The following is a 19,601-nucleotide window of genomic DNA, read 5'->3' as shown; positions in this document are numbered from 1 at the left end:
GGTGGTGCTGGGAGGTGGTACTTGGTTCAGTCGGGGCGACAGGACTCGAACCTGCGATCTCCTGCTCCCAAAGCAGGCGCGCTAGCCACTACGCTACGCCCCGCCAAGTGGGGTCCCGAGCGTGAGTGGAGCACGCTCAGGACCCTGCTTGGAGCGGATGACGGGAATCGAACCCGCGTAATCAGTTTGGAAGACTGGAGCTCTACCATTGAGCTACATCCGCGAGCCCGGGGCCGAGGCCCCAGAGCGGGTGCAATCGTGCCACATCCGAGGGTCCTGATCCCAACCGGGACGCCGGTCGCTCAGCGTCGGTGGATCAGCACCAGCGCTCGGTCGTCGTTGCGGGAGCCGAGCGAGTCGACCAATCGGTCCGCTCCTCCGTCGAACTCTCCGCGCAGCAGACTCTCGGCCTGACCGAGCATCCGGTCGATGCCGAGGCTGATGTCGCGCTTCGGGGTCTCGACCATGCCGTCGGTGTAGAGGAGCAGTGCATCGCCGGGGCGCAGCACACCCGCGATGGTCAGGAACTCGGCGTCCTCGATCAGGCCGAGGACCGGCCCCTCCCCCTCGTGCACGGTCCAGCGTCCGGACCCGGCGTCCAGCTGGGCCGGCGGGGGGTGCCCGGCGGTGCGGACCTCAAAGGCGCCGGTGACCAGGTCGAGCGAGAGATGAGCAGCGGTCGCGAAGCCCTCCTCCCAGCCCTGGCGCAGCAGGTACTCGTTGGCCGCGGGCAGGAAGTCCGCCGGGGGCAGGGCGCCGAGCAGTCCACCGAAGGCACCCGACAACAACAGCGCGCGGGTGCCGGCCTGCTCGCCCTTCCCGGACACGTCCACGACGACGATCTCCAGGCGGTCGGCACCGGGGGTGCCGACCGAGACGATGAAGTCGCCGGCGAACGGCGTACCGCCGGCCGAGCGGAGCGCGGTCTCCGTCAACCAGGTGTCCGGAAGCTCCGGGATCTTGCCCTGGCTGAGGATCCGGTCACGGAGGTCGACGAGCATCGACTCTCCCTGCACGCCCGCGACCCCGAGCCGGGAGCGCCGGAAGGACGTCAGCAGCACGATGAAGCAGAGCAGGTAGAGGACCGTGATCGCCAGGACGATCCGCGGGGTGATCTCGCGCTGTCGCACGATGGCGAGCATCAGCATCACCATCACGAACACCACGAACCACGGCAGCTGCCGCGGGCCGAGCAGCAGGCTGCCGAGCAGCAGCGGCACGATCAGGACCGTCATCGGCGCGTTCGTCGGCCAGATCAGCACCACCATGGTCGCGACGACGGTCAGCGCAACGAGCAGCGTGAGCGTCCGGTTGCCTCGCGGCACCAACCGCGGTCGCCGGCGCGCGACCTTCAGCTTGGACGGGCGGGCGGCCCGGTCCGCGTCGCCGCGAGCGGTCATGGTCGGTCGATCCTCGTCCTGGGGTGGGCTCACTGTAGTGCTCGCGACCGGTACCTGCGCTGGCATTGGGAGCACCAGAAGAGGTTCCGGCCCTGCAGCTCAGCAGTGCGTACGGCGCGGCCGCAGACGTGACAGGGCATCCCGTTGCGCCGGTAGACGTAGACCTCGCCCCCGTGGTCGTCGCGGCGCGGCGGCCGGTCCATCGCCTCGGGCGTGTGCGCGGGCCGGACCGTGTCGATCCGCCCGGTGCGCACGCCCTCCTGCATGAGCACGACGAGGTCGTCCCAGATCGCGCGCCACTGCCCGATCCGAAGCGTGTTGCCCGGCCGGTAGGGGTCCATCCGGTGTCGGAACAGCACCTCCGCGCGATAGACGTTGCCGACGCCCGCCAGCACCGACTGGTCCATCAGCAGGCCGCCGATCGGTGCCTTGCTCCGCCGGATCCGCTCCCACGCGATGGCCGGGTCGGCGTCCGCGCGGAGCGGATCCGGTCCGGAGCGAGCCACGACGACGTCACGCTCGGCTCGCGTGAGCAGCTCGCACGCGGTCGCGCCGCGCAGGTCGGCGTACGAGCTGTCGGTAGCCAGCCGGACCCGGACCTGACCGACCGGGTCGGGTACGACAGGGACGTCGGCGTACACGTCGAACCTGCCGTAGAGGCCCAGGTGGACGTGCACGAACCGGTCCTCGGGGAACTCCACGAAGAGGTGCTTGCCCCACGCCTCGGCCCCGACGAGCACCTGGTCGTCGAGGAGCGCTGCGGAGCCGGCGAACCGCCCCTGCGGGCTGCTCACCTCGACGACCTGACCGCCGAACGTCTCGGTCAGCTCACCGGCCAGACGGTGGAGGGTGTGCCCCTCAGGCATCGCCAGCCGAGTCGGCCGCCGGGCGCGCGGGCAGCGGCGGCAGGGCACCGCTCCCCTCGTACGCCGTCAGCTGGTCGATCCGGCGCTGGTGACGCTCGGCGCCGGAGAACGGCTCGGCGAGGAACAGCTCCACGAACCGCGTCATGTCGTCCAGCGAGTGCATCCGGCCGCCGACGGCGACGACGTTGGCGTCGTTGTGCTGGCGGCCGAGCAGTGCGGTCTCCTCCGACCAGGCGAGTGCGCAGCGGATGCCGGCGACCTTGTTGGCGGCGATCTGCTCACCGTTGCCGGAGCCACCGATCACGACGCCGAGGCTGTCCTGGCCCGCGGCGCGCTCCTCGGCGACGGCGGTCGCCGCGCGGAGGCAGAAGACCGGGTAGTCGTCCTCGGCGTCGTACCAGAACGGGCCGTGGTCGACCGGCTCGTAGCCGTGCTCGGTGAGCCAGGCGGTCAGGTGGTCCTTGAGGTCGAGTCCGGCATGGTCGCAGCCGAGGTGCACGCGCATGACGGCATTCTCTCAGCCCTGCTGGTCCAGGAACGCAGCGGTCTGGCGCAGCAGCGCCTCGGCCGCGGGGAAGACCGCGGCGTGCCGCCAGAACCCGTGCAGCTGCCCCAGGTAGCGGGTTGCCGTGACCGCGACGCCGGCCGCCGCGAGCAGGCCGGCGAGGTGCTCGCCCTCGCCCCACAGCGGGTCGTGCTCGGCGGTGACGACCAGCGTCGGCGGGAGGGTCGCAAGCCGGTCGGAGAGCAGCGGCGCCAGGTCCGGGTCGTCGAGATCGGCGGGAGACGCGGCGTACTGCGCCCAGTACCAGGCCGCCTCGCGCGGGTCGAAGCCGTCGGCGCTGGTCCGGTAGCTGTCGAAGCCGGCCTGCGGGTCGAGGAACGGGTAGATCAGCACGGCCGCGGCGAACCGGCCGGGATGGCGCAGGGCGGCCACCAGCGCCAGGTTGGCGCCCGCGCTGTCGCCGTGGACGTACGACGGGCCGCTCAACCCGAGCCCGTCGGCCTCGCGGTCGAGCCAGCCGACGACCGTCGAGACATCGTCGGGCGCCGCCGGGAAGCGGTGCTCCGGTGGTCGGCGGTAGTCGACGCTGAGCACCGACATCCCGGTCCGGTTCGCGAGCCGGCGCGCGGCCGCGTCGTGCACATCGACGTCGTTGAAGACGAACCCGCCACCGTGCAGGTGCACGACGACCGAGCCCGACCGGTCGGACGACGGGCGGTAGAGACGCACCGGCACGCCGTCGGCGTCCAGGTCGCGCACCTCCGCGACGTCCTCTCGCGGTTCGGCAGCCGCCGCGGCCCGGGCCTCCGCCCGCGCCGCGGCGATGTCGTAGCCGTCGGTCCAGACGGGGGTCTCACCGGCGACCAGCTCGAGGGCGCGCCGCGACTCGGGAAACAGCATGCCGGAGAAACTAGCGCCCTCACTCCTCCGCGAGCACGATCACCCGGTCGCCGGGGATCACCCGGAACGTCTCCGACTTGGCCGGGTTGACCCGCACACCGAAGCTGCTGGTGCCGTCCGACAGCGCCTCGGACTTGTAGCCGATCGCGGTCTCACCGCGGCGGGCCGCACCGGCGAGGACGGTGGCGAAGTCGACCTCGGCGCCCGGCTCGACGTACCACTCGGCGGGGCGGAGATAGATCTCACTGCCCTCGTCGCCGAGCAGCTCGCTGAACACCGCCTCGAGCCGGTGGTCCTCGGACAGCTGGGTGACGAGCAGGCTGACGATCTCGCCGCTGACGACGACGTCGTCGACGTGCGCGACCTGGGCGAGCACCCGGTTGCGGTCGTCGAGCATCTCGCTGACGACCGGGGTGGCCGCGTCCATCTTGGCCAGGATGTCGCGCACGTGCAGCAGAGTGACGAGGGTGCGGGCGTCGGCCGCCTGGGCCTCGAGGTCGTCGGAGTAGCAGAGCACGATGACCTGGTCGAGGTCGGCGGTGACGTGCCGCTCGAGAGTGGCCCGGTCAGTCGTCGAGGCGCTGACGACGTGGACGTCGAGGTTCGCCATCTCAGGCAGCTGCTCCGGCCCGTACGACGTGACGACGGTCAGCCCGGATCCGGGCGGCGCGTACTTGTCGAGCTCGCGCAGCACGATCGGCGCCCGCTCGTTCCAGCCGACCAGCACGGCCCTGGTCGGGTGGTCGTCGAAGCCGAAGGACGTCCCCAGACGAGTCAGGTCCGGGCGGACCAGCGCGTCGGGCTCCCCGCGCAGCGTCGAGTCGTCCTCGGCGACGACGATCAGCGTGCAGCCGGCCATCGGCGTCTCCGGCGGCGGGTTCAGCTTCGGACCGTCCGGGGAGATCACGCCGATCACGCCGGCCAGCTCGTAGGCGAGCAGCGCGTCGGCGTACGTCGCGTCCGCGGGCAGCGCGTGGCCGTCGAGGAAGTAGATCTCGTCGCCGCCGTAGTCGAAGAGCTCGGTGTAGACAGCGGCGGCGCCGGACTGCCGTGAGGTCTGCACAACGAGCTTCGCGACGGTCTCGCGGATGTCGAGCAGGACGGTGCGATCGGCGCCGACCAGCCGGGCGGCCTCGAGGTTGGTGGGGTTGCGGATCTCCGCGACGATGCGGGGCCCGTCGGGGCCGGCGTGGGTCAGCGCGAGGAGGGTCTTGATGACCTCGCTGTCCGGGTCGTCGGAGGTCTCCGGGGCCAGGAGGATCACAGACCTGGCGCTCGGGTGGCTGCTGAGAGCGAGGTCGTCGAGGTCCATGGGCGAGCCGGACCGGCAGATCACGCGCGTGCCGCGCAGGTCGGGGATCTTCGCGCGCAGGATCTCCTCCATCTCGACCTTGTCGCGGTCGGCGAGGACGACGATCACCGGCTTCCGGCGACTCTCGTTCGCAAGGGTCAGCTCGCGGACGATCGTGAAGATGGAGTCCGACCAGCCGAGGATGACGGTGTGGTCCTTCTCCAGGACCGTGGAGCGACCGCGGCGCAGGTCGGCCAGCTTCGCGTCGATGCCGGTCGCGATGACGCCGATCAGCGCGCTGACGATGAAGAGGCCGGCGATGGTGAGCAGCAGCATTGTGAGCAGGTAGCGCCACTGGAACGTGCCGTCGCCGGCGATCGTGCCGGGGTCGAGCGCGTGGAAGAGGTTCTGGATCAGCTCACGACCGAAGCCGTCGACCTCGTTGTCATGGTTGCGAAGCCCGAGGACGGTGACGATCAGCGAGAACGCGACGATCAGGGCGACGGTCGCGACGCACAGCCATGCGATCAGCGCGGACGTCCCGCGCGACATGCTGTTGTCGAACCAGTAGCGCAGCTTCTCGCCGAGCTTCGGCTCCTCGAGATGCCGTCGGCGAGCGGGGGCCGCCCGGTCGGTCCGTGCGCCCATCGCCCTGGTCGTGCGCTGGCGTGCCTGTAGGCCCGTGCGTGCCATCTGATCCCCCCACGTTTCTGCTTCTCGGAGAATCGTCGCGCACCGGGGACACCTGAGCACCCGTTTCCGGGGAACTCCTGGGGCACCCGACCGCACGGCATGCCACGATGCGCCATGCGCAACTCGCGGGCCCGTGCCGCCACCGCCGCCGGATTCATGACGCAGGGGCTGATCCTGCTCAGCCTCACCACGCGGCTCCCGGACTTCCAGGACAAGTGGCACCTGTCCGACGTCAAGCTGTCCCTGGTGCTGCTGATGATGATCCTGCTGGCGGGGGTCGGCTCGGTGGTCGCCGAGACGCTCGCCAAGCGCCGCGACAGCGCACTGCTCCTGCGCACCGGCCTGGTCATCGTCGGGGTGTCGGTGGCCGTACTCTGCCTGGCGCCCAGCACGGCCGTCTTCGTCGCCGGGATGGCCGGCTACGGCATCGGGCTCGGCATCGTGGACGCCAGCACCAACATGCAGGCCGTCGCCCTGGAGCACCGCTACGGCCGGCCGATCCTGCCGTCGTTCCACGGCGCCTGGACGCTCGGTGGGGTGATCGGCGCCGTGATCGGGCTCGCGACCGCGGAGTCGTCGATCCAGGTCACCGCCCTTGTCGGCCTCATCCCGCTGGTCGTGGCGTTCGGGCCGTTCCTGCCCCGCGACCACGGGCCTACCGAGCTGGCGACCGAGGTCGCCGTGCCCTGGCGCCCGATCATCCTGGTCGGCATCGCGATGGTGCTCTTCTACATGGTCGACACGGGTGTGCAGACCTGGGGACCACTGTTCCTCGACCACACCTTCACCACCCCGGAGCGGTACGTCGCGCTCTCGGCGCTGGCCTACCTGCTCGCCAGCGGTGCGGTCCGGATCGCCGGGGACCGGCTGGTCTCCCGGCTCGGTGTCGTGCTGATCCTCCGGGTCGGCGCGGTGGTCGGCGCGGGCGGACTCGCGGTGGTGGTCTTCTCCCCCACGTGGCAGGTCGCAGTGGTCGGCTTCGCGATCCTCGGTGCCGGCGTGGCCGTGGTCGCCCCGCTGAGCTTCTCGGCGGCTGCACGGATCGCCGGCGCGGCGGAGGGCGGCGAGGAGTTCTCTCCCGCCGTACGCCAGGCCCGCGTGGACGCAGTGATCGCCCGGTTCAACCAGTTCAACTACGTGGGTGCGCTGCTCGGGTCGGTGATGACCGGCCTCGTGGGCAGCGGTGACCTGCGGATCGGGTTCGCGGTGCCGATGATCCTGGTGCTCGGCATCATCCCGCTGGCCCCGGCGTTCGTGCCGAAGATCGCGGCCGCGGTCGGTGGATCCCGGCTATCCCCCGGGTGAACTCAGGAGGATACGGGTCCCTTGTTTCGAGACGCGTCGGTCAGCCCGTCGCTGCGCTCAGGCCTGACCCGACGCTCCTCAACCCTTCGCCGCTGACGCGGACTTCGCAAGCTCAGTCCGCGGCGCCTCGCCAGTTCTTGTCCGGCCGAGGCACCGGGCGACCGGGCTGCTCGCCGCCACGCGCTTCGAGGTAGCTGTTCTTCGGGACCATCACCTTGCGGCGGAAGATGCAGACGATCGTGCCGTCTTGGTTGTAGCCGATGGTCTCGACGTACACGACGCCCCGGTCGTCCTTCGACTTGCTCTCGGTCTTGTCGAGGACCGTCGTCTCGCCGTAGATCGTGTCGCCGTGGAACGTCGGCGCGACGTGGCGCAGGGACTCGACCTCGAGGTTGGCGATCGCCTTGCCTGAGACGTCCGCGACGCTCATGCCGAGCAGGATCGAGTAGACGTAGTTGCCGACCACGACGTTCTTGCCGAACTGCGTCGTCTCCGTCGCGTAGTTCACGTCGAGGTGCAACGGGTGGTGGTTCATCGTGAGCAGGCAGAACAGGTGGTCGTCGTACTCCGTCACCGTCTTGCCGGGCCAGTGCTTGTAGGTCGCGCCGACCTCGAACTCTTCGTAGCTGCGTCCGAACTGCATGCGCCCATGCTGCCCGTCAGCGCGCGGTTGCGCACCCGCTGCTGCGCGTGGGTAATGTCACCCACCCTGGTCAGCTCCCCCCGCCGCCTGCCTTGCGGCGGTGCAGCTTCGGAGCGTTGTCCGAGACCTCGGAGCCGTGGGCCTTCTCCTGCAAGGGGCCGTCCTGGTGGACGCCCTTCTCCTTGGAGTTCTTCCGGTCCAGGGCCTCACGCATCTTGGCCTTGAGGTCCTCGTTGGTTCCGTTGGAATCCGTCATGCGTCCAGCCAAGCACGCCGGTGCGCAGGCGTCGACAGGTTAGTCGCCGACCGGACGTATCCTCCTCGCCATGGGGGACGACGGCTCGGAGCAGTCCTGGCCCGCCTGGGCCCACACCGCCGCCTCGGTCGCCATCGGCCTCCTGCTCATCGCCGTGCCGGTCGTCGTGGTCGGCTACGGCCACTTCTCGGACGAGGGCGGCGACCCCGGACAGAGACGGGTCCGCCCCACCGGACCGAGCCCCTCCGGACCCACCGACGTGACTCCGACCGGGTCACCGACACCCGACCCGCTGCCCACCGCCAGCGGCGAGACCTGCGTGCCCGGCAACACGACCGGCCTCACCGTCGTGTCGTTCAACATCAAGTCGGCCCACGGCGCGGACGGGACCGTCCAGCTGGACCTGCTCGCCTCGACCCTGGCCTCCTGGAAGCCGGACCTCGTCCTCCTGCAGGAGGTGGACAAGAACCAGGCACGGACCGGACGGGTCGACCAGCCGGCGTACCTCGGCCAGAAGCTGCGCTTCTACTCGACGTTCGGGGCCAACATGTCCACCAGGTCGGGCGGTCAGTACGGCACCGCTCTGCTCTCCCGCTACCCGATCCTGAGCGTCGAGAACACCCGGCTCCCCCGACTCCCGGGCGACGAGCCGCGCGGCCTCCTGCACGCGGTCGTCGATGTCGACGGCACGAAGCTCAGTGCGTACGTCGTCCATCTGCAGCACACGTCCGCGACCGCCCGGCTCAGCCAGATGACGACGATCCAGCGGATCGTCACCGCCGACCCGCTCCCGAAGATCATCGGCGGCGACTTCAACACGGGCCCGGGTTCGGCTGTCATGGGCCTGGCCCGGTCATTCGCCTCCGACACCTGGGCCGCCGTCGGCGCAGGGCCGGGCCTCACGGTGCCCCGGGTGGCGCCACGTCGCCGGATCGACTACCTGCTCCAGTCGGGCCTGGTGCCACAGGACATGCGCGTGCTGACGCCGACCGTGTCCGACCACCGGGCGCTGTGGGCCAGGCTGGCCCTCGACGCCTCGGGCAAGGTCTGCCTGCCGGACTTCGGCCGGGGCAAGCGCAAGCCCTAGGCAGCTCTAGGCCTTGAGCTTGTACTCCTTAAGGAGACTGCGCCCGATGATCATCTTCTGGATGTCGGACGTGCCCTCGCCGATGAGCATGAACGCCGCCTCGCGGTAGAGGCGCTCGATCTCGTACTCCTTGGAGTAGCCGTAGCCGCCGTGGATCCGGAAGGAGTCCTGGACGACCTCGTTGCAGTACTCCGAGGCGACCATCTTGGCCATCCCGGCCTCGACGTCGTTGCGCTCGCCGGCGTCCTTCTTGCGGGCCGCGCGGACCATCATCGCGTGGGAGGTCTCGACCTTGGTCGCCATCTCCGCGAGGCGGAAGAGGATCGCCTGGTGCTCGGCGATCGGCTTGCCGAAGGTCTCGCGCTGCTGGGCGTACGCCGCGCCGAGCTCGAAGGCCCGGTTGGCGATGCCGACCGCGCGGGCGGCGACGTTGACGCGGCCGACCTCGACGCCGTCCATCATCTGGTAGAAGCCCTTGCCGGGCTCACCGCCGAGGATCTGCTCAGCCGAGATCTTGTGGCCCTCGAACACCATCTCCGTGGTGTCGATGCCCTTGTAGCCCATCTTGTCGATCTTGCCGGGCACGGTGACGCCCTGGGCGGTCTCGCCGAAGCCGGGCTCCTTCTCGACCAGGAACGTCGTCATGTTCTTGTAGACCGACTCGTTGCCCTCGTCGGTCTTGACCAGGACCGCGACCAGCGTGGAGGTGCCGCCGTTGGTCAGCCACATCTTCTGGCCGGTGATCTCGTAGCCGTCAGCCCCGTCATCCAGCTGGGTCCGGGTGGCCTTGGTCTTGATCGCCGCGACGTCCGAGCCGAGCGACGGCTCCGACATCGAGAACGCACCCCGGACCTCGCCGGTCGCCATCCGGGGCAGGTACTTCTGCTTCTGCTCCTCCGTTCCGTGCTTCATCAGCATGTAGGCCACGATGAAGTGCGTGTTGATGACGCCGGAGACGCTCATCCACCCGCGCGCGATCTCCTCCACGCACAGCGCGTAGGTCAGCAGCGACTCGCCGAGGCCGTCGTACTCCTCGGGGATCATCAGCCCGAAGATGCCGAGCTCCTTGAGGCCCTCGACGATCTCGGTGGGGTACTCGTCAGCGTGCTCGAGCTCGGTCGCGACGGGGAGGATCTTCTCCTCGACGAACGTCCGCACGGCCTTGACGATCTCGGCCTGGTCGTCGTTCAGTCCCTCGGTCTGGCACAGGCGGCCCATGTCTTCCCCTCGTCGACGGTGAAACTCAGCGGTAACTTACTCGCTCGGCCGGTCCTCGACCACGTGAGGAATCGCACCCTCGTCGGGGCGCGGCCGACGACGTCGTCGCCAGTCCACCAGCCCCAGGGCGAGCGCGCCGATCGTGCCGAGGCCCGCCGCGGCGAGACCGACGTTGAGTCCCGGGGGGCGGTAGGTCACGTCGAGCGTGCCGGACGAGCCCGCCGGGACGTCGACCATGAGCATGCCGATCTTGGTGCGGGACACCTTGACCGGCTTGCCGTCGAGCTCGGCCTGCCACCCGGGCCAGCCGAGGGCCGCGAAGATCAGCTGGCCGCCCTCGCCGGTGTCCGAGATGTCCACCTGCTCGTGCAGCGGCTCGACCGTCTCAGCCGACTCGACCTCGATGCCGTCGGCAGCCCAGCTGAGTCGCGAGTCGGACCACGGCAGCGGCTCGTCGCGGGTCAGGACGAGCACGGCGTCGTTCTGCTCGGCGATCGTCCAGCCGTCCGGGATCTCGACGCCGACGGCCATCTCGGGCTGGACGACGACGGTGTCGATCTTCATCAGGTCGGCGACCGGGACGCCGGCGACCGCCGACTTCCTCCACAGGTTGGCGTACCCGCACGGCTGGGTGAGACCGTCGTACTCCATGCAGAAGTGCCTGTTGAAGACGCGCATGCCCATGCCGGTGTAGGCGTTGACGGCGTCGACGCCTGCGACCTGGTACATGCTGCCGGGCAGGAAGGTGTCCCAGGCACGCACGAGCTCGCGCGGGTGCTTCTTCTGCAGCGGCTTGAGGTCGGCGAACTGCATCACCCGGCCGTCCCGGTCGCCGAACCGCTCCTGCATCGCGGCGACGTCGCGGGGCAGGTGCCAGTAGCGCGACGACGCGTTCTCCCCGAAGGTGTGGATCTGCAGGCCGAGCACCGCCCCGGTGCCGAGGATGCACATCGCGGCGAAGACGGCGGTGGCCTTCTCGCGCCAGTGCGCCCAGGCCAGCACCGCGCCGACGAGCACGATGACCAGCACGACCCCGGCTGCGACCTGATGGGCGGCCGCGGGTCGCTGCGCCCAGGCCAGGTAGCCGGCGCCCAGCACGATGGCGAGCGACCCGAGCGCCCGGGCGCGGACGTGGGTGCGCTGCAGTCCCTGGCTGAGCAGCACCGCGAAGAGCACGGCCAGGCCGAGCCAGGTGTACTCGACCAGACGCAGCGGCCACCGGAAGAGCCACAGCTTCGAGGGTCCGACGGTGAGCGCCAGGTAGACGACGGTGATGACGCCGAGCCCACTGAGCTCGCGCGCACGCTCGCGGAGCATGGCGTACCGCAGCCACGGCAGCAGCGGGAGCACCAGCCAGAAGAGGTACGTCGCGGGCACGCGCATCGGGCCGGTGATCGCCCGGATGTCGGGCACGAACGTCGGCGAGCTCAGCCCGAAGAGGTCCCCGATCCCGGGCCGCAGCTTGCCGCTGTTCTCGATCAGGGCGCCCTGCTGGGAGCGGACGGCCAGGTCGGCGGTCTCCACCAACGGCAGGAAGACGAGGGGCAGGAAGGCCGCGATGCACAGCCCCGTCAGCACGAGGCGGATGACACCGCCGCGGTTGCGGCTGAGCAGCCCCTCGACCACGAGCCCGAAGCCGACCACGACCACGACGAGCGTGCCGTAGGGGTTGCCCTGCGTCACGGTGAGGACACCGACCAGGAAGCCCCAGAACGGGTTGGTCACGCCGCGCAGGCAGCGCCGCAGCACCCACCACAGCCAGGTCGCGTAGGCGAAGGCCATCAGGCCGGACGGCCAGGACCCGGCGTCCCAGTAGAGCGTGAAGCCGCTGAACGGCAGTGCGGTGGCGACGACGGCCGCCGCCCACTCGGCCGCGCCGTACTCCCGGGCGAGCAGGTAGGCGCCCAGCGCCAGAGCGACGAGCACGACCAGCTTGACGACGAACGTCGCGAACATCAGGTCCGACGCCGCCGACATCCACAGCCAGACCAGGATGTTGAGCGGGTTGTAGATGCCGTAGAGCGCCTCGGCGGCGTAGTTGCCGCCGGCCCACGCGTCGGGGTCGAGCCACGGTGGCCACTGGCCCGAGCGGACCATCTCGCCCAGGTTGAACCACGTCGGGGCGAACTGCGCCGCGGTGTCGCCGCGCTGGAAGAAGTAGGGGTGCGCGAAGTACGGGATGCAGGCGTACGCCGCCGTCACCAGCGCGACCGCCAGCGGCCACAGCCACCGGCCGCGGCCGCGTGTCACGGTCACGGCCCGGCGAGCGGGCGCGCGCCGCACCGGCGCTGTCTCTGTCGTCGTCATCAGCGCTCTTCGTGGAGGTGGGCGTCGTGGTCGGGGCCGAGCTCGACCGTGATCGGGGTACGGCGCGGCCCCTCGCTGCTCTCGCGGAGCAGGAAGAGCGGGCGGCGCTTGGTCTCGGCGTAGATGCGTCCGAGGTACTCCCCGATGACGCCGAGGAGGATCAGCTGGACGCCGCCGAATCCGGTCACCGCACAGATGATGGTGACGTAGCCGGGAGCACTGTTGCCGTGCAGCGCCGCCTCCCAGAGCACCCATGCGGCGTACCCGATCGCCACCACCATCACGAACAGCCCGAACCAGATGGACAGCCGCAGCGGGCGGTAGTTGAAGGAGATGACGCCGTCGAGGCCGTAGTTGAACAGGTCGCGCAGCCGCCACTTGGTGGTCCCGGCCTCGCGGGACACGTTCTCGTAGTCGACGACCGCCGTGGGGAAGCCGATCCAGGCGAAGAGCCCCTTGGAGAACCGGTTGGTCTCCCCCAGCGACAGCAGGGCGCGGACCGCCTCGCTGCTGAGCACCCGGAAGTCACCGACGCCGTCCTCGAGCTCGACGTCGATCAGCCGGTTGATCATCCGGTAGTAGAGCCGGGACAGGAAGGTGCGGAAGACCGGGTCGTCCTCGCGCGTACGGCGCGCGACCACCTGGTGGTAGCCCTCGCCCAGCAGCGGGACCATCTGCTCCAGGAGCTGTGGCGGGTGCTGGAGGTCGCCGTCCATGATCGCCACGGCGGCGCCGCGGGCCTGGCTCAGGCCGGCCAGCATCGCCGACTCCTTGCCGAAGTTGCGGCTCAGTGCGAGGTAGCGGAAGCGCTGGTCCGCGGCGTTGACCTCACGCAGCATCTCGAGGGTGCGGTCCCGGCTGCCGTCGTCGACGAGGATGACCTCGAACGTCTCGGCCACGCCCGGCAGCACCTCGCCGAGCACCTTCACCAACGCCGGGAGCGACTCCTCCTCGTTGTAGCAGGGCACGACCACCGACAGCGCGACCGCGTGCCCGCTCGCGTGGCTCATCGCTGCCTCGCCCGCTGGTCGGCCTCCAGCACGGGGACCAGGCTGCGCTCCAGCTCGGCGACCTGGTCCTCGAGGAGCTCCGCGAGGCGGGCGTTCTCGCCGACCGCGACCGCCAGCGACTCGACCGCCTGGCGCTGGCGCAGCGCATCGGTGAGACCGGTGCCGTCGGCGGCCTGCCGCAGGAGGCCTGCCGGGCTCTTCACACCGAGTCCCGGTGATAGCGCCTCAACGCACGGCCGGTGATCTCCGCGTCGCGGTCCCCGAGCGGAAGCAGCAGCTCGGTGACGACGTCCTGCAGCGCGGCGACGCGCAGGTGCAGCGCACGGTCGGCCGCCACGATCTCCTCCAGCTCGGCGATCCGTCGCTCGCTGGCCGCGGCACGGTGCCGGAGGTACGGCGCGCTGGTCCGCTGCGCCGTCGCTCGGGCAGCTCGACGCAGTCGACCACCTGGGACGTCAGCATCATCGGCCGGGGCACCGCGCTGCGAGCGCTCGCGCACCAGCAGGAGGAGCTGCACGATCGTGTCGAGGGCCGTGTCGAGGAGCTCGGCGTCGGTGACGTCCTCCGGCGACCGGCCCGCGCCGCGGCTCGGGGCCAGGTCGTCGAGGTCACCGCGTACGTCGTACCCGGCCTCGTCGACCCGCTGGACGGACCTGTTGGCCTGTCGCTGGGCGTCGTCGAGCTGGCGGTCGTTGATCTGAATCGGCTCGGAGCCCAGTCGGGCGAGCACCCCGTGGGCGAGGGTGTCGCGCAGCCACTTGGCCTGCTCACGGCTGCCCTCGATCGGCGGCCCGATCCGCTCGTTGACGCGGCGCAGCAGCTCGGCCGCGGTCACTCCCAGCGACTCGTTCACGAGGCCCACTCCCAGGTTCAGGTCGTCCGATGTCGAAGTCAGGTCACAGGCGGCTGCGAAGCGGTCCCACAGCTCGTCGGGATCGCGGCGCTCGCGCGGCACCGTGACGACGTGAACGTGGTCCGGGGCCAGGCTCGCACCCCAGCGCTCCGCGACGCTCGCGGGGTCCATCGTCCGCCACCCCCACTCTCGCCGGGGGCCGGCCTTCTCACGCGCCGGACGCCACTGGCCCAACGGCGTCGTCAGGCCGAACTTCAGCCGCTCCTGCCAGGCCGACGGCACCATCTTGCCGAAGTCGCGCGCCGTGATCACGACGTGCACATCGAGGCCGGCGAGGTCGGCCAGCGCGCGCTCGGCCTGCTCCCGGGTCGCTGCCGAGAACAGCTCGTAGCTGAGCACGGCCGACGGGCCGTCCCACGCCCGGATCTGGGCCACGAGGCGCTGCCAGCTCTGCGCCTGGCGTGCGGAGAGCGTGCTCACCCGTGGGTCCTCCCGCAGCACGAGGGCGGCATGGACCCGGTCGACGTGCCGCTGCCCCACGACCAGCACCCCGGCCGCGGCGAGCCGCTCCCGGTTCTGGTCGAGGACCCGCTGGAGGTAGGTCGTCCCGGACTTGGGAGTGCCGACATGGAGGTAGACGCGCTCGGTCACTGCGTCACCTCCCCGGCGCTGGCGGACCCGCGTTCGGGCCACTCGACGATCATTCTCCACTCGGCGGCCGCACCACCACGACGAGCGCGGTCGGCCTGTTCGAAGCCCGATCGCTCGACGATCCGTCCCCCGGCGGCCAGCACCTGCTGCTCGATGCTGGTCGGTGAGAACGGGAAGACCTTACCGAGGCCGTGCCGCTGCGACCACTCGCCCGCAGCGGCGCGGTTGCGGGCGATGCCCCCGACGTACGCCCGACCACCGCCACGCAGCGCCATCCCGGCGAGCAGCCAGAACGCCTCGAGGCCCTCGGGCTCGAGCGTCTCGAGCACCTGGTACGCCGTGAGGACGCGCGGCCCGGGTCGCCTGGCCAGCGATCCCCCGCGGACGAGGACGTCGCGACGGTCGTAGAGGTTCAACGTGTCGACGCCGACGCCACGCCGCTTCTTGGCGGCTCTGACCAGCGGCGCGGGCAGGGCGTAGTCGAGCCCGACGGCCCGGCGAGCCGACTCGGCGTAGCGGAACAGGTCGACGCCGCCGCCTGGACCGATCTCGACGACGTCGCTGTCCGGTGTGAGGTGACCGCACACCCACTCGGCGAACGGGGACGGGCCGGCCCCGGAGGTCGCTGCGGCGGCGTTGGCGTGCCGCCAGTCTCGACGTCCGGGCATCAACGAGCCGAACCAGCCGTGGAACCGGTCGACGATCTCGGGTCCCGGCTGGTGCTGGAACGACGGGTCGGGCACCCGCCAGTTCGGGCCGTAGGAGACCTCGAGCAGCGCAGCAGGGTCGGCCGGTGCCGGGAGCATCCGGCCCTCGAACGCGATGTCGCGCAGCGGGAGCAGCGCCTCACGGGGCACCGGAGCGCGCACGGTGGCGGTCTCGTAGAACAGGCCGTCCAGGAAGAAGGTGATGTAGATGTCGATGCCCGCGGCGCCACCGTCGGGTCCGCGGAACCGTACGGTCACGAAGCTGGCGCTGGCGTGGGTCACGCGCATCCCGGCCCGTCGAAGAGCCCGGGCGATGCGCCACAGGTCGGAGGCCATCCCGGCCGGCGTGCTCGCGGTGCTGAGGAAGCACAGGTCGATGTCGGAGTCGTGGCCGATGGCGTGACCGTTGCGGGCGGCGCCGAGGAGGCTGCCGAAGGCGATCCAGCCCTCGAAGCCGCAGTCCTCCCTCATCACGCGCAGGATCTCGATCGCCTTGTCGGCCATCGCGTCGATGACACCAGGGTCGCGGCCCTCGAACGGCCGCTGGATCAGTCCCCACTTGTCGACCACGATCGGCGTGCCCTGTGCGTCGACCAGACGGATCCGCTCGCTGCTGGTGCCGAACTGGCGCTCCTCCGCGAAGATCTCGCGCTCGGCCGCGACGATCCGGACCTCGACGCGGCCCTCGAGCATCCGCTTCATCCGCTTGGGCCAGACCACGGTCTGCGCGTCCGCGGACGGCTTGTCCACCGAGAACGACCAGACCCGGCGCCCGTCGAAGACGACGTCAGCGGAGCCGCTGAAGCCGCGAGGGAGGCGGATGCCCGCGTCGTCGACACGCACGGCAGACCGCTTGGTTCCTCGCCCCACTACATCCCTCGGCGTCGACTTTCGAATCGCGCGCACTCTACTCCACCGAGAAGGACACGTCCTGGACGGCGTGGTCGGTGGTCCGGCGTACCTGGGCGCCCTGGCTGATGCCCACCTTGCCGAAGGAGCCACCGGAGCCGAAGATCCAGTCGACCCGTCGCCCCGCCGGGGGCTTGCAGGTGTTCTTCTTGTTGCTGCCGCCGAGCGCCGCGCGGAGCGGGGTCTTGGCGGTGACCTGGCAGAACACCCGGTTGTGGTCGTTGAAGTCCCCGGTGAGCAGGATCGGCAGGCCGTCCTTCTTGAGGGTCTTGATCGACTTGATGATGAGCGCGGTCGCCTTGCGGCGGTCGGCCTCCATCTTGCCCGGCGAGAAGTGCGCGTTGATCACGTAGACCTCACGGCCGGTGGCCTTGTGGCGAAGCCGGACGATCGGCTGCGGTCGGGGCTGGTTGCGCATGAAGGGGATGGTGATGGTCTTCTTCCAGACCGCCTTCCACTCGGAGTTGCGCCACATCACCGACTGCGGGGCGCCCGCGTAGCCCATCGAGGTCCCGGGCCAGATGTCGTACTTGCCGTCGGTCGCGACGGCGAGCGAGGCCACCTGGTCCGGCTGGATCTCCTGGACCCCGATGATCGAGCCGCCCCGAGCCTCGATCAGCGAGGACGCCCACTCCGAGCGGACCCGGCCGGGCGCCCAGTCGGGACGGGTGCCGGCCACCGTGGTGTGCTGGCTGCCGAGCAGGTTGAAGGTCATCACCTTGGTGGTGAACGGCTCCTTCTTCTTGCGCGCCGCCGCCGACACCTTCGGGCGGTCGGCGAGCTCACGGCGGATCTGGGCAGCCGGCGAGAGGCGCAGGGCGGCCCGGCCACGCCGTACGGCGTCACCCTGTCGCTCGAGGTCGCCGCTCGTCACGGCGGCGGCCCCGGTACGAGTCCGCGCGGTGACCGTGCCGAGCTGGCCGGCCTCGTTGCTGCCCCAGCACGTCGGCACGGAGCCGGAGAGACCGCAGCCGTGCATCCACCCCGCCGAGATCGAGGTCAGCGACGGCACCGCCGTCGCCTGGATCGGGATCGTGCTGGTCGGGCCGGCGCCGATGCCGAGCTGGCCGTAGCGGTTGCCGCCCCAGCACCAGGCCTTCCCATCGCTGTCGAGCGCACAGGTGTTGGCGTCACCCGCGGCCACGGCGGTCCAGACGGTGCCCGGGGCGACCCGTTGCGGCGCCCAGGCGTCGTCGCGGGTACCCACACCGATCTGGCCGTCCTTGTTCAGGCCCCAGCACCACAGCTCACCGTTGGTGGTGACACCGCACGTGTGGCCCCACGACGTGCTGACGCTCCTCCAGTTGGTGGCGGTGCCGACCTGGGCCGGAGCGGCCTGGTTGCCCTCCTTGCCGGTGCCGACCTGCCCGAACGAGTTCTGGCCCCAGCACCACATCGAGCCGTCGCCGCGTACGGCGCAGGCGTGCCAGCCGCCCGAGCTCACGTCGACCCAACGGTCGGTGGTCGCCCCGACGAGGCGAGGGGTGGGCACGACGCGGGAGGTCTTGCCGACGCCGGCGGCGCCGCGCAGGTTCTGCCCCCAGCAGTACAGGGCCTCCGTGCTGTCGATCGCGCACGTGTTGAACCAGCTGGTCGCGACCTGCTTCCAGACCAGGCCGGATCCGACCTGCACCGGCTTCGTGCGTGGGCTCGAGGTGTCGATGCCGAGCTGGGCGAAGTTGTTGAGACCCCAGCACCACAGGGTGCCACCGGTCTTGATCCCACAGCTGGTCGCGCCACTGGTGCTGACCCTCTCCCAGTCGGCGCCCTTCACCGGTGCGGGCGTGCTCCGGCCCGTGGTGGTGCCGTCACCGAGCTGACCGAACTGGTTGGCGCCGCGACAGGTGGCGATGCCGCCTCCGTCGGTCGTGCAGCTGACCTGGCCCCCGGCGCTCACCGAGGTGGCGCCCTCCCCGACGCTGAGGATGACCCGGCCGGAGTGCGGTGTCGTCGCGGGCGAGGTGCCGGCGACGACGTAGTCGACCGTCCACTGACCGCTGGTCTCGACGGTGCCGCTGAGCACGCCGGTCGGCGACAGCGTGAGCCCGGCGGGCACGACTCCGGTCGCTGTCCACTGCGCACCTGCGAGGGATGCGCTCGTCGCGTCCGCGGCGAGCGACAGGCTGACCGGCTCGCCGACCAGGGCCGCGCTGATCCGCACCGCGGGATCGGGCGCCGGCCAACGGCGGGCCCGGTCCAGTGCGCCGGTCCGTGCCTTCACCATCGCGGGAGACGCGACGCGGTAGTCGTGCGCCTTGTTCGTGGCAGGACCGAGTCGGGACTTGCCGGGAGCGCACACGAGGTCGCCCTTGATGCACACACCCCAGACACCGAAGGTCGGGGTCGGGGTCGCGGTCGCGGGGACCCGCTTGCCGAGGCGCGCTTCGATGCCGCCGCGCCGGGCCGGGTCGGAGATCAGGACGCCCGCCGCCATTCGGCTCGCATAGGTTCGCTTGGCCGCCTTCAGCAGGCCGAGGTGCACGACCTTGGCGCCCTGCGCGTAGCCGACGAGCACGAACTGCTGCTCCGGGCACTTCACCGCGGCCGCGTCGAGCACCTTCATCAGCTTGGCCGTGCCCGGCCGCACCGGTGCCGTCCAATGCCGCACCGAGGACGGGCGGACCGACGACACCGCCGTCTTGCCGGACCGGTGCCCTGCGGTCAAGGCGCCCAGTCCCGGGGTGCGCAGCCCCACCCGCGTCATCTTGACCGAGCGACCGGCGGACAGCTGGCGCTCGTACTTGCCGGCGAACGCCTGCACCGTGCGCCCGAAGGTGTTCCGACGCGCGGGTCGCTCGCCGTTGCCGTCGACGCCGAGGACGAGCACGTCCGCACAGGCGGACATCCGCGCCAAGGGCCTGGTGGCGGTGCTGCTGGTCGCAGCAGCTGCTTGTGCGTCGGACTCGACGGGCAAGGTCGCCACCGCGAGGAGGGACGCCGTCAATGCCAAGGTCACCGTGGTGGTGACGCCGAACTTCCCGAGATGACGTGTCCCCATGC

At 70.7% G+C, this 19,601-nt stretch carries 16 protein-coding genes and 2 tRNA genes; 2 read left to right on the top strand and 16 right to left on the bottom strand.

Translation table 11 applies throughout. The features are described from left to right. Positions 1-30: 30 nt before the first annotated feature. From ABEA33_RS07795 to ABEA33_RS07765, 7 genes are all read right to left on the bottom strand, one after another. A tRNA-Pro gene (locus ABEA33_RS07795) sits at positions 31-103 on the bottom strand. Between the two features lie 46 nt (positions 104-149). Beyond that, positions 150-223, bottom strand: a tRNA-Gly gene (locus tag ABEA33_RS07790). Between the two features lie 79 nt (positions 224-302). Continuing rightward, positions 303-1,400, bottom strand: coding sequence for a PP2C family protein-serine/threonine phosphatase (locus ABEA33_RS07785; RefSeq protein WP_345526169.1), 1,098 nt, complete (start codon positions 1,398-1,400; stop codon positions 303-305). Positions 1,401-1,429: 29 nt separating this feature from the next. Continuing rightward, positions 1,430-2,266, bottom strand: coding sequence for an Fpg/Nei family DNA glycosylase (locus tag ABEA33_RS07780; protein WP_345526168.1), 837 nt, complete (start codon positions 2,264-2,266; stop codon positions 1,430-1,432). Further along, on the bottom strand, positions 2,259-2,771 hold the full coding sequence (locus tag ABEA33_RS07775) for a ribose-5-phosphate isomerase (RefSeq protein WP_345526167.1): 513 nt from the start codon (positions 2,769-2,771) through the stop codon (positions 2,259-2,261). Before ABEA33_RS07775 ends, ABEA33_RS07780 begins: the two co-directional genes overlap by 8 nt. A 12-nt stretch (positions 2,772-2,783) precedes the next feature. Further along, entirely contained in the window at positions 2,784-3,671 is an 888-nt protein-coding gene (locus ABEA33_RS07770) for an alpha/beta hydrolase (protein ID WP_345526166.1), read from the bottom strand. Positions 3,672-3,690: 19 nt separating this feature from the next. After that, the gene (locus ABEA33_RS07765) at positions 3,691-5,610 is read right to left on the bottom strand and encodes a CASTOR/POLLUX-related putative ion channel (protein WP_345526165.1); all 1,920 of its coding nucleotides are present in this window, start codon (positions 5,608-5,610) and stop codon (positions 3,691-3,693) included. 159 nt (positions 5,611-5,769) lie between these two features. Between ABEA33_RS07765 and ABEA33_RS07760 the strand changes: the two genes are divergently transcribed. Continuing rightward, entirely contained in the window at positions 5,770-6,960 is a 1,191-nt protein-coding gene (locus ABEA33_RS07760) for an MFS transporter (RefSeq protein ID WP_345526164.1), read from the top strand. Between the two features lie 112 nt (positions 6,961-7,072). Here ABEA33_RS07760 and ABEA33_RS07755 read toward each other — a convergent pair whose 3' ends face one another. Together ABEA33_RS07755 and ABEA33_RS07750 are read right to left on the bottom strand one after the other, a co-directional pair. Continuing rightward, positions 7,073-7,603 carry a MaoC family dehydratase gene (locus ABEA33_RS07755; protein ID WP_345526163.1) on the bottom strand — a complete coding sequence of 177 codons (531 nt, stop codon included), beginning with the start codon at positions 7,601-7,603 and terminating at the stop codon, positions 7,073-7,075. 70 nt (positions 7,604-7,673) lie between these two features. Then, positions 7,674-7,859: a DUF5302 domain-containing protein gene (locus tag ABEA33_RS07750; RefSeq protein WP_345526162.1), complete on the bottom strand. Its 186-nt coding sequence runs from the start codon at positions 7,857-7,859 to the stop codon at positions 7,674-7,676. A gap of 70 nt (positions 7,860-7,929) precedes the next feature. Between ABEA33_RS07750 and ABEA33_RS07745 the strand changes: the two genes are divergently transcribed. After that, the gene (locus ABEA33_RS07745; protein ID WP_345526161.1) at positions 7,930-8,946 is read left to right on the top strand and encodes an endonuclease/exonuclease/phosphatase family protein; all 1,017 of its coding nucleotides are present in this window, start codon (positions 7,930-7,932) and stop codon (positions 8,944-8,946) included. Between the two features lie 6 nt (positions 8,947-8,952). Here ABEA33_RS07745 and ABEA33_RS07740 read toward each other — a convergent pair whose 3' ends face one another. The 7 genes from ABEA33_RS07740 to ABEA33_RS07710 form a co-directional block, all read right to left on the bottom strand. Continuing rightward, on the bottom strand, positions 8,953-10,164 hold the full coding sequence (locus ABEA33_RS07740; RefSeq protein ID WP_345526160.1) for an acyl-CoA dehydrogenase family protein: 1,212 nt from the start codon (positions 10,162-10,164) through the stop codon (positions 8,953-8,955). 36 nt (positions 10,165-10,200) lie between these two features. After that, positions 10,201-12,471 (bottom strand): hypothetical protein, encoded by a 2,271-nt coding sequence (locus ABEA33_RS07735; RefSeq protein WP_345526159.1) that lies wholly within the window; start codon positions 12,469-12,471, stop codon positions 10,201-10,203. Beyond that, complete coding sequence (locus ABEA33_RS07730; RefSeq protein WP_345526158.1) at positions 12,471-13,481, bottom strand: glycosyltransferase family 2 protein; 1,011 nt, start codon at positions 13,479-13,481, stop codon at positions 12,471-12,473. The genes ABEA33_RS07735 and ABEA33_RS07730 overlap by 1 nt, the downstream gene beginning before the upstream one ends. Further along, a complete protein-coding gene (locus ABEA33_RS07725; RefSeq protein WP_345526157.1) occupies positions 13,478-13,684 on the bottom strand; it encodes a hypothetical protein in 207 nt (68 codons plus the stop codon). The genes ABEA33_RS07730 and ABEA33_RS07725 overlap by 4 nt, the downstream gene beginning before the upstream one ends. Further along, on the bottom strand, positions 13,681-14,985 hold the full coding sequence (locus ABEA33_RS07720; protein ID WP_345526156.1) for a DUF6752 domain-containing protein: 1,305 nt from the start codon (positions 14,983-14,985) through the stop codon (positions 13,681-13,683). The genes ABEA33_RS07725 and ABEA33_RS07720 overlap by 4 nt, the downstream gene beginning before the upstream one ends. Then, entirely contained in the window at positions 14,982-16,535 is a 1,554-nt protein-coding gene (locus ABEA33_RS07715; protein ID WP_345526155.1) for a hypothetical protein, read from the bottom strand. Before ABEA33_RS07715 ends, ABEA33_RS07720 begins: the two co-directional genes overlap by 4 nt. Before the next feature lie 64 nt (positions 16,536-16,599). Next, positions 16,600-19,599 (bottom strand): cutinase family protein, encoded by a 3,000-nt coding sequence (locus ABEA33_RS07710; protein WP_345526154.1) that lies wholly within the window; start codon positions 19,597-19,599, stop codon positions 16,600-16,602. Between the last annotated feature and the right edge of the window lie 2 nt (positions 19,600-19,601).

The organism is Nocardioides endophyticus, from assembly GCF_039543845.1.
GTDB lineage: Bacteria > Actinomycetota > Actinomycetes > Propionibacteriales > Nocardioidaceae > Nocardioides > Nocardioides endophyticus.
The sequence above is the reverse complement of the archived record's forward strand: the minus strand, read 5'-3'. Positions and strand labels throughout refer to the sequence as shown.

Excerpts from the sequence above, each read along its gene's own strand:
- ABEA33_RS07785 (WP_345526169.1), bottom strand. The coding sequence starts at position 1,400 with ATGACCGCTCGCGGCGACGCGGACCGGGCCGCCCGCCCGTCCAAGCTG.
- ABEA33_RS07780 (WP_345526168.1), bottom strand. The coding sequence starts at position 2,266 with ATGCCTGAGGGGCACACCCTCCACCGTCTGGCCGGTGAGCTGACCGAG.
- ABEA33_RS07775 (WP_345526167.1), bottom strand. The coding sequence starts at position 2,771 with ATGCGCGTGCACCTCGGCTGCGACCATGCCGGACTCGACCTCAAGGAC.
- ABEA33_RS07770 (WP_345526166.1), bottom strand. The coding sequence starts at position 3,671 with ATGCTGTTTCCCGAGTCGCGGCGCGCCCTCGAGCTGGTCGCCGGTGAG.
- ABEA33_RS07765 (WP_345526165.1), bottom strand. The coding sequence starts at position 5,610 with ATGGGCGCACGGACCGACCGGGCGGCCCCCGCTCGCCGACGGCATCTC.
- ABEA33_RS07760 (WP_345526164.1), top strand. The coding sequence starts at position 5,770 with ATGCGCAACTCGCGGGCCCGTGCCGCCACCGCCGCCGGATTCATGACG.
- ABEA33_RS07755 (WP_345526163.1), bottom strand. The coding sequence starts at position 7,603 with ATGCAGTTCGGACGCAGCTACGAAGAGTTCGAGGTCGGCGCGACCTAC.
- ABEA33_RS07750 (WP_345526162.1), bottom strand. The coding sequence starts at position 7,859 with ATGACGGATTCCAACGGAACCAACGAGGACCTCAAGGCCAAGATGCGT.
- ABEA33_RS07745 (WP_345526161.1), top strand. The coding sequence starts at position 7,930 with ATGGGGGACGACGGCTCGGAGCAGTCCTGGCCCGCCTGGGCCCACACC.
- ABEA33_RS07740 (WP_345526160.1), bottom strand. The coding sequence starts at position 10,164 with ATGGGCCGCCTGTGCCAGACCGAGGGACTGAACGACGACCAGGCCGAG.
- ABEA33_RS07735 (WP_345526159.1), bottom strand. The coding sequence starts at position 12,471 with ATGACGACGACAGAGACAGCGCCGGTGCGGCGCGCGCCCGCTCGCCGG.
- ABEA33_RS07730 (WP_345526158.1), bottom strand. The coding sequence starts at position 13,481 with ATGAGCCACGCGAGCGGGCACGCGGTCGCGCTGTCGGTGGTCGTGCCC.
- ABEA33_RS07710 (WP_345526154.1), bottom strand. The coding sequence starts at position 19,599 with ATGGGGACACGTCATCTCGGGAAGTTCGGCGTCACCACCACGGTGACC.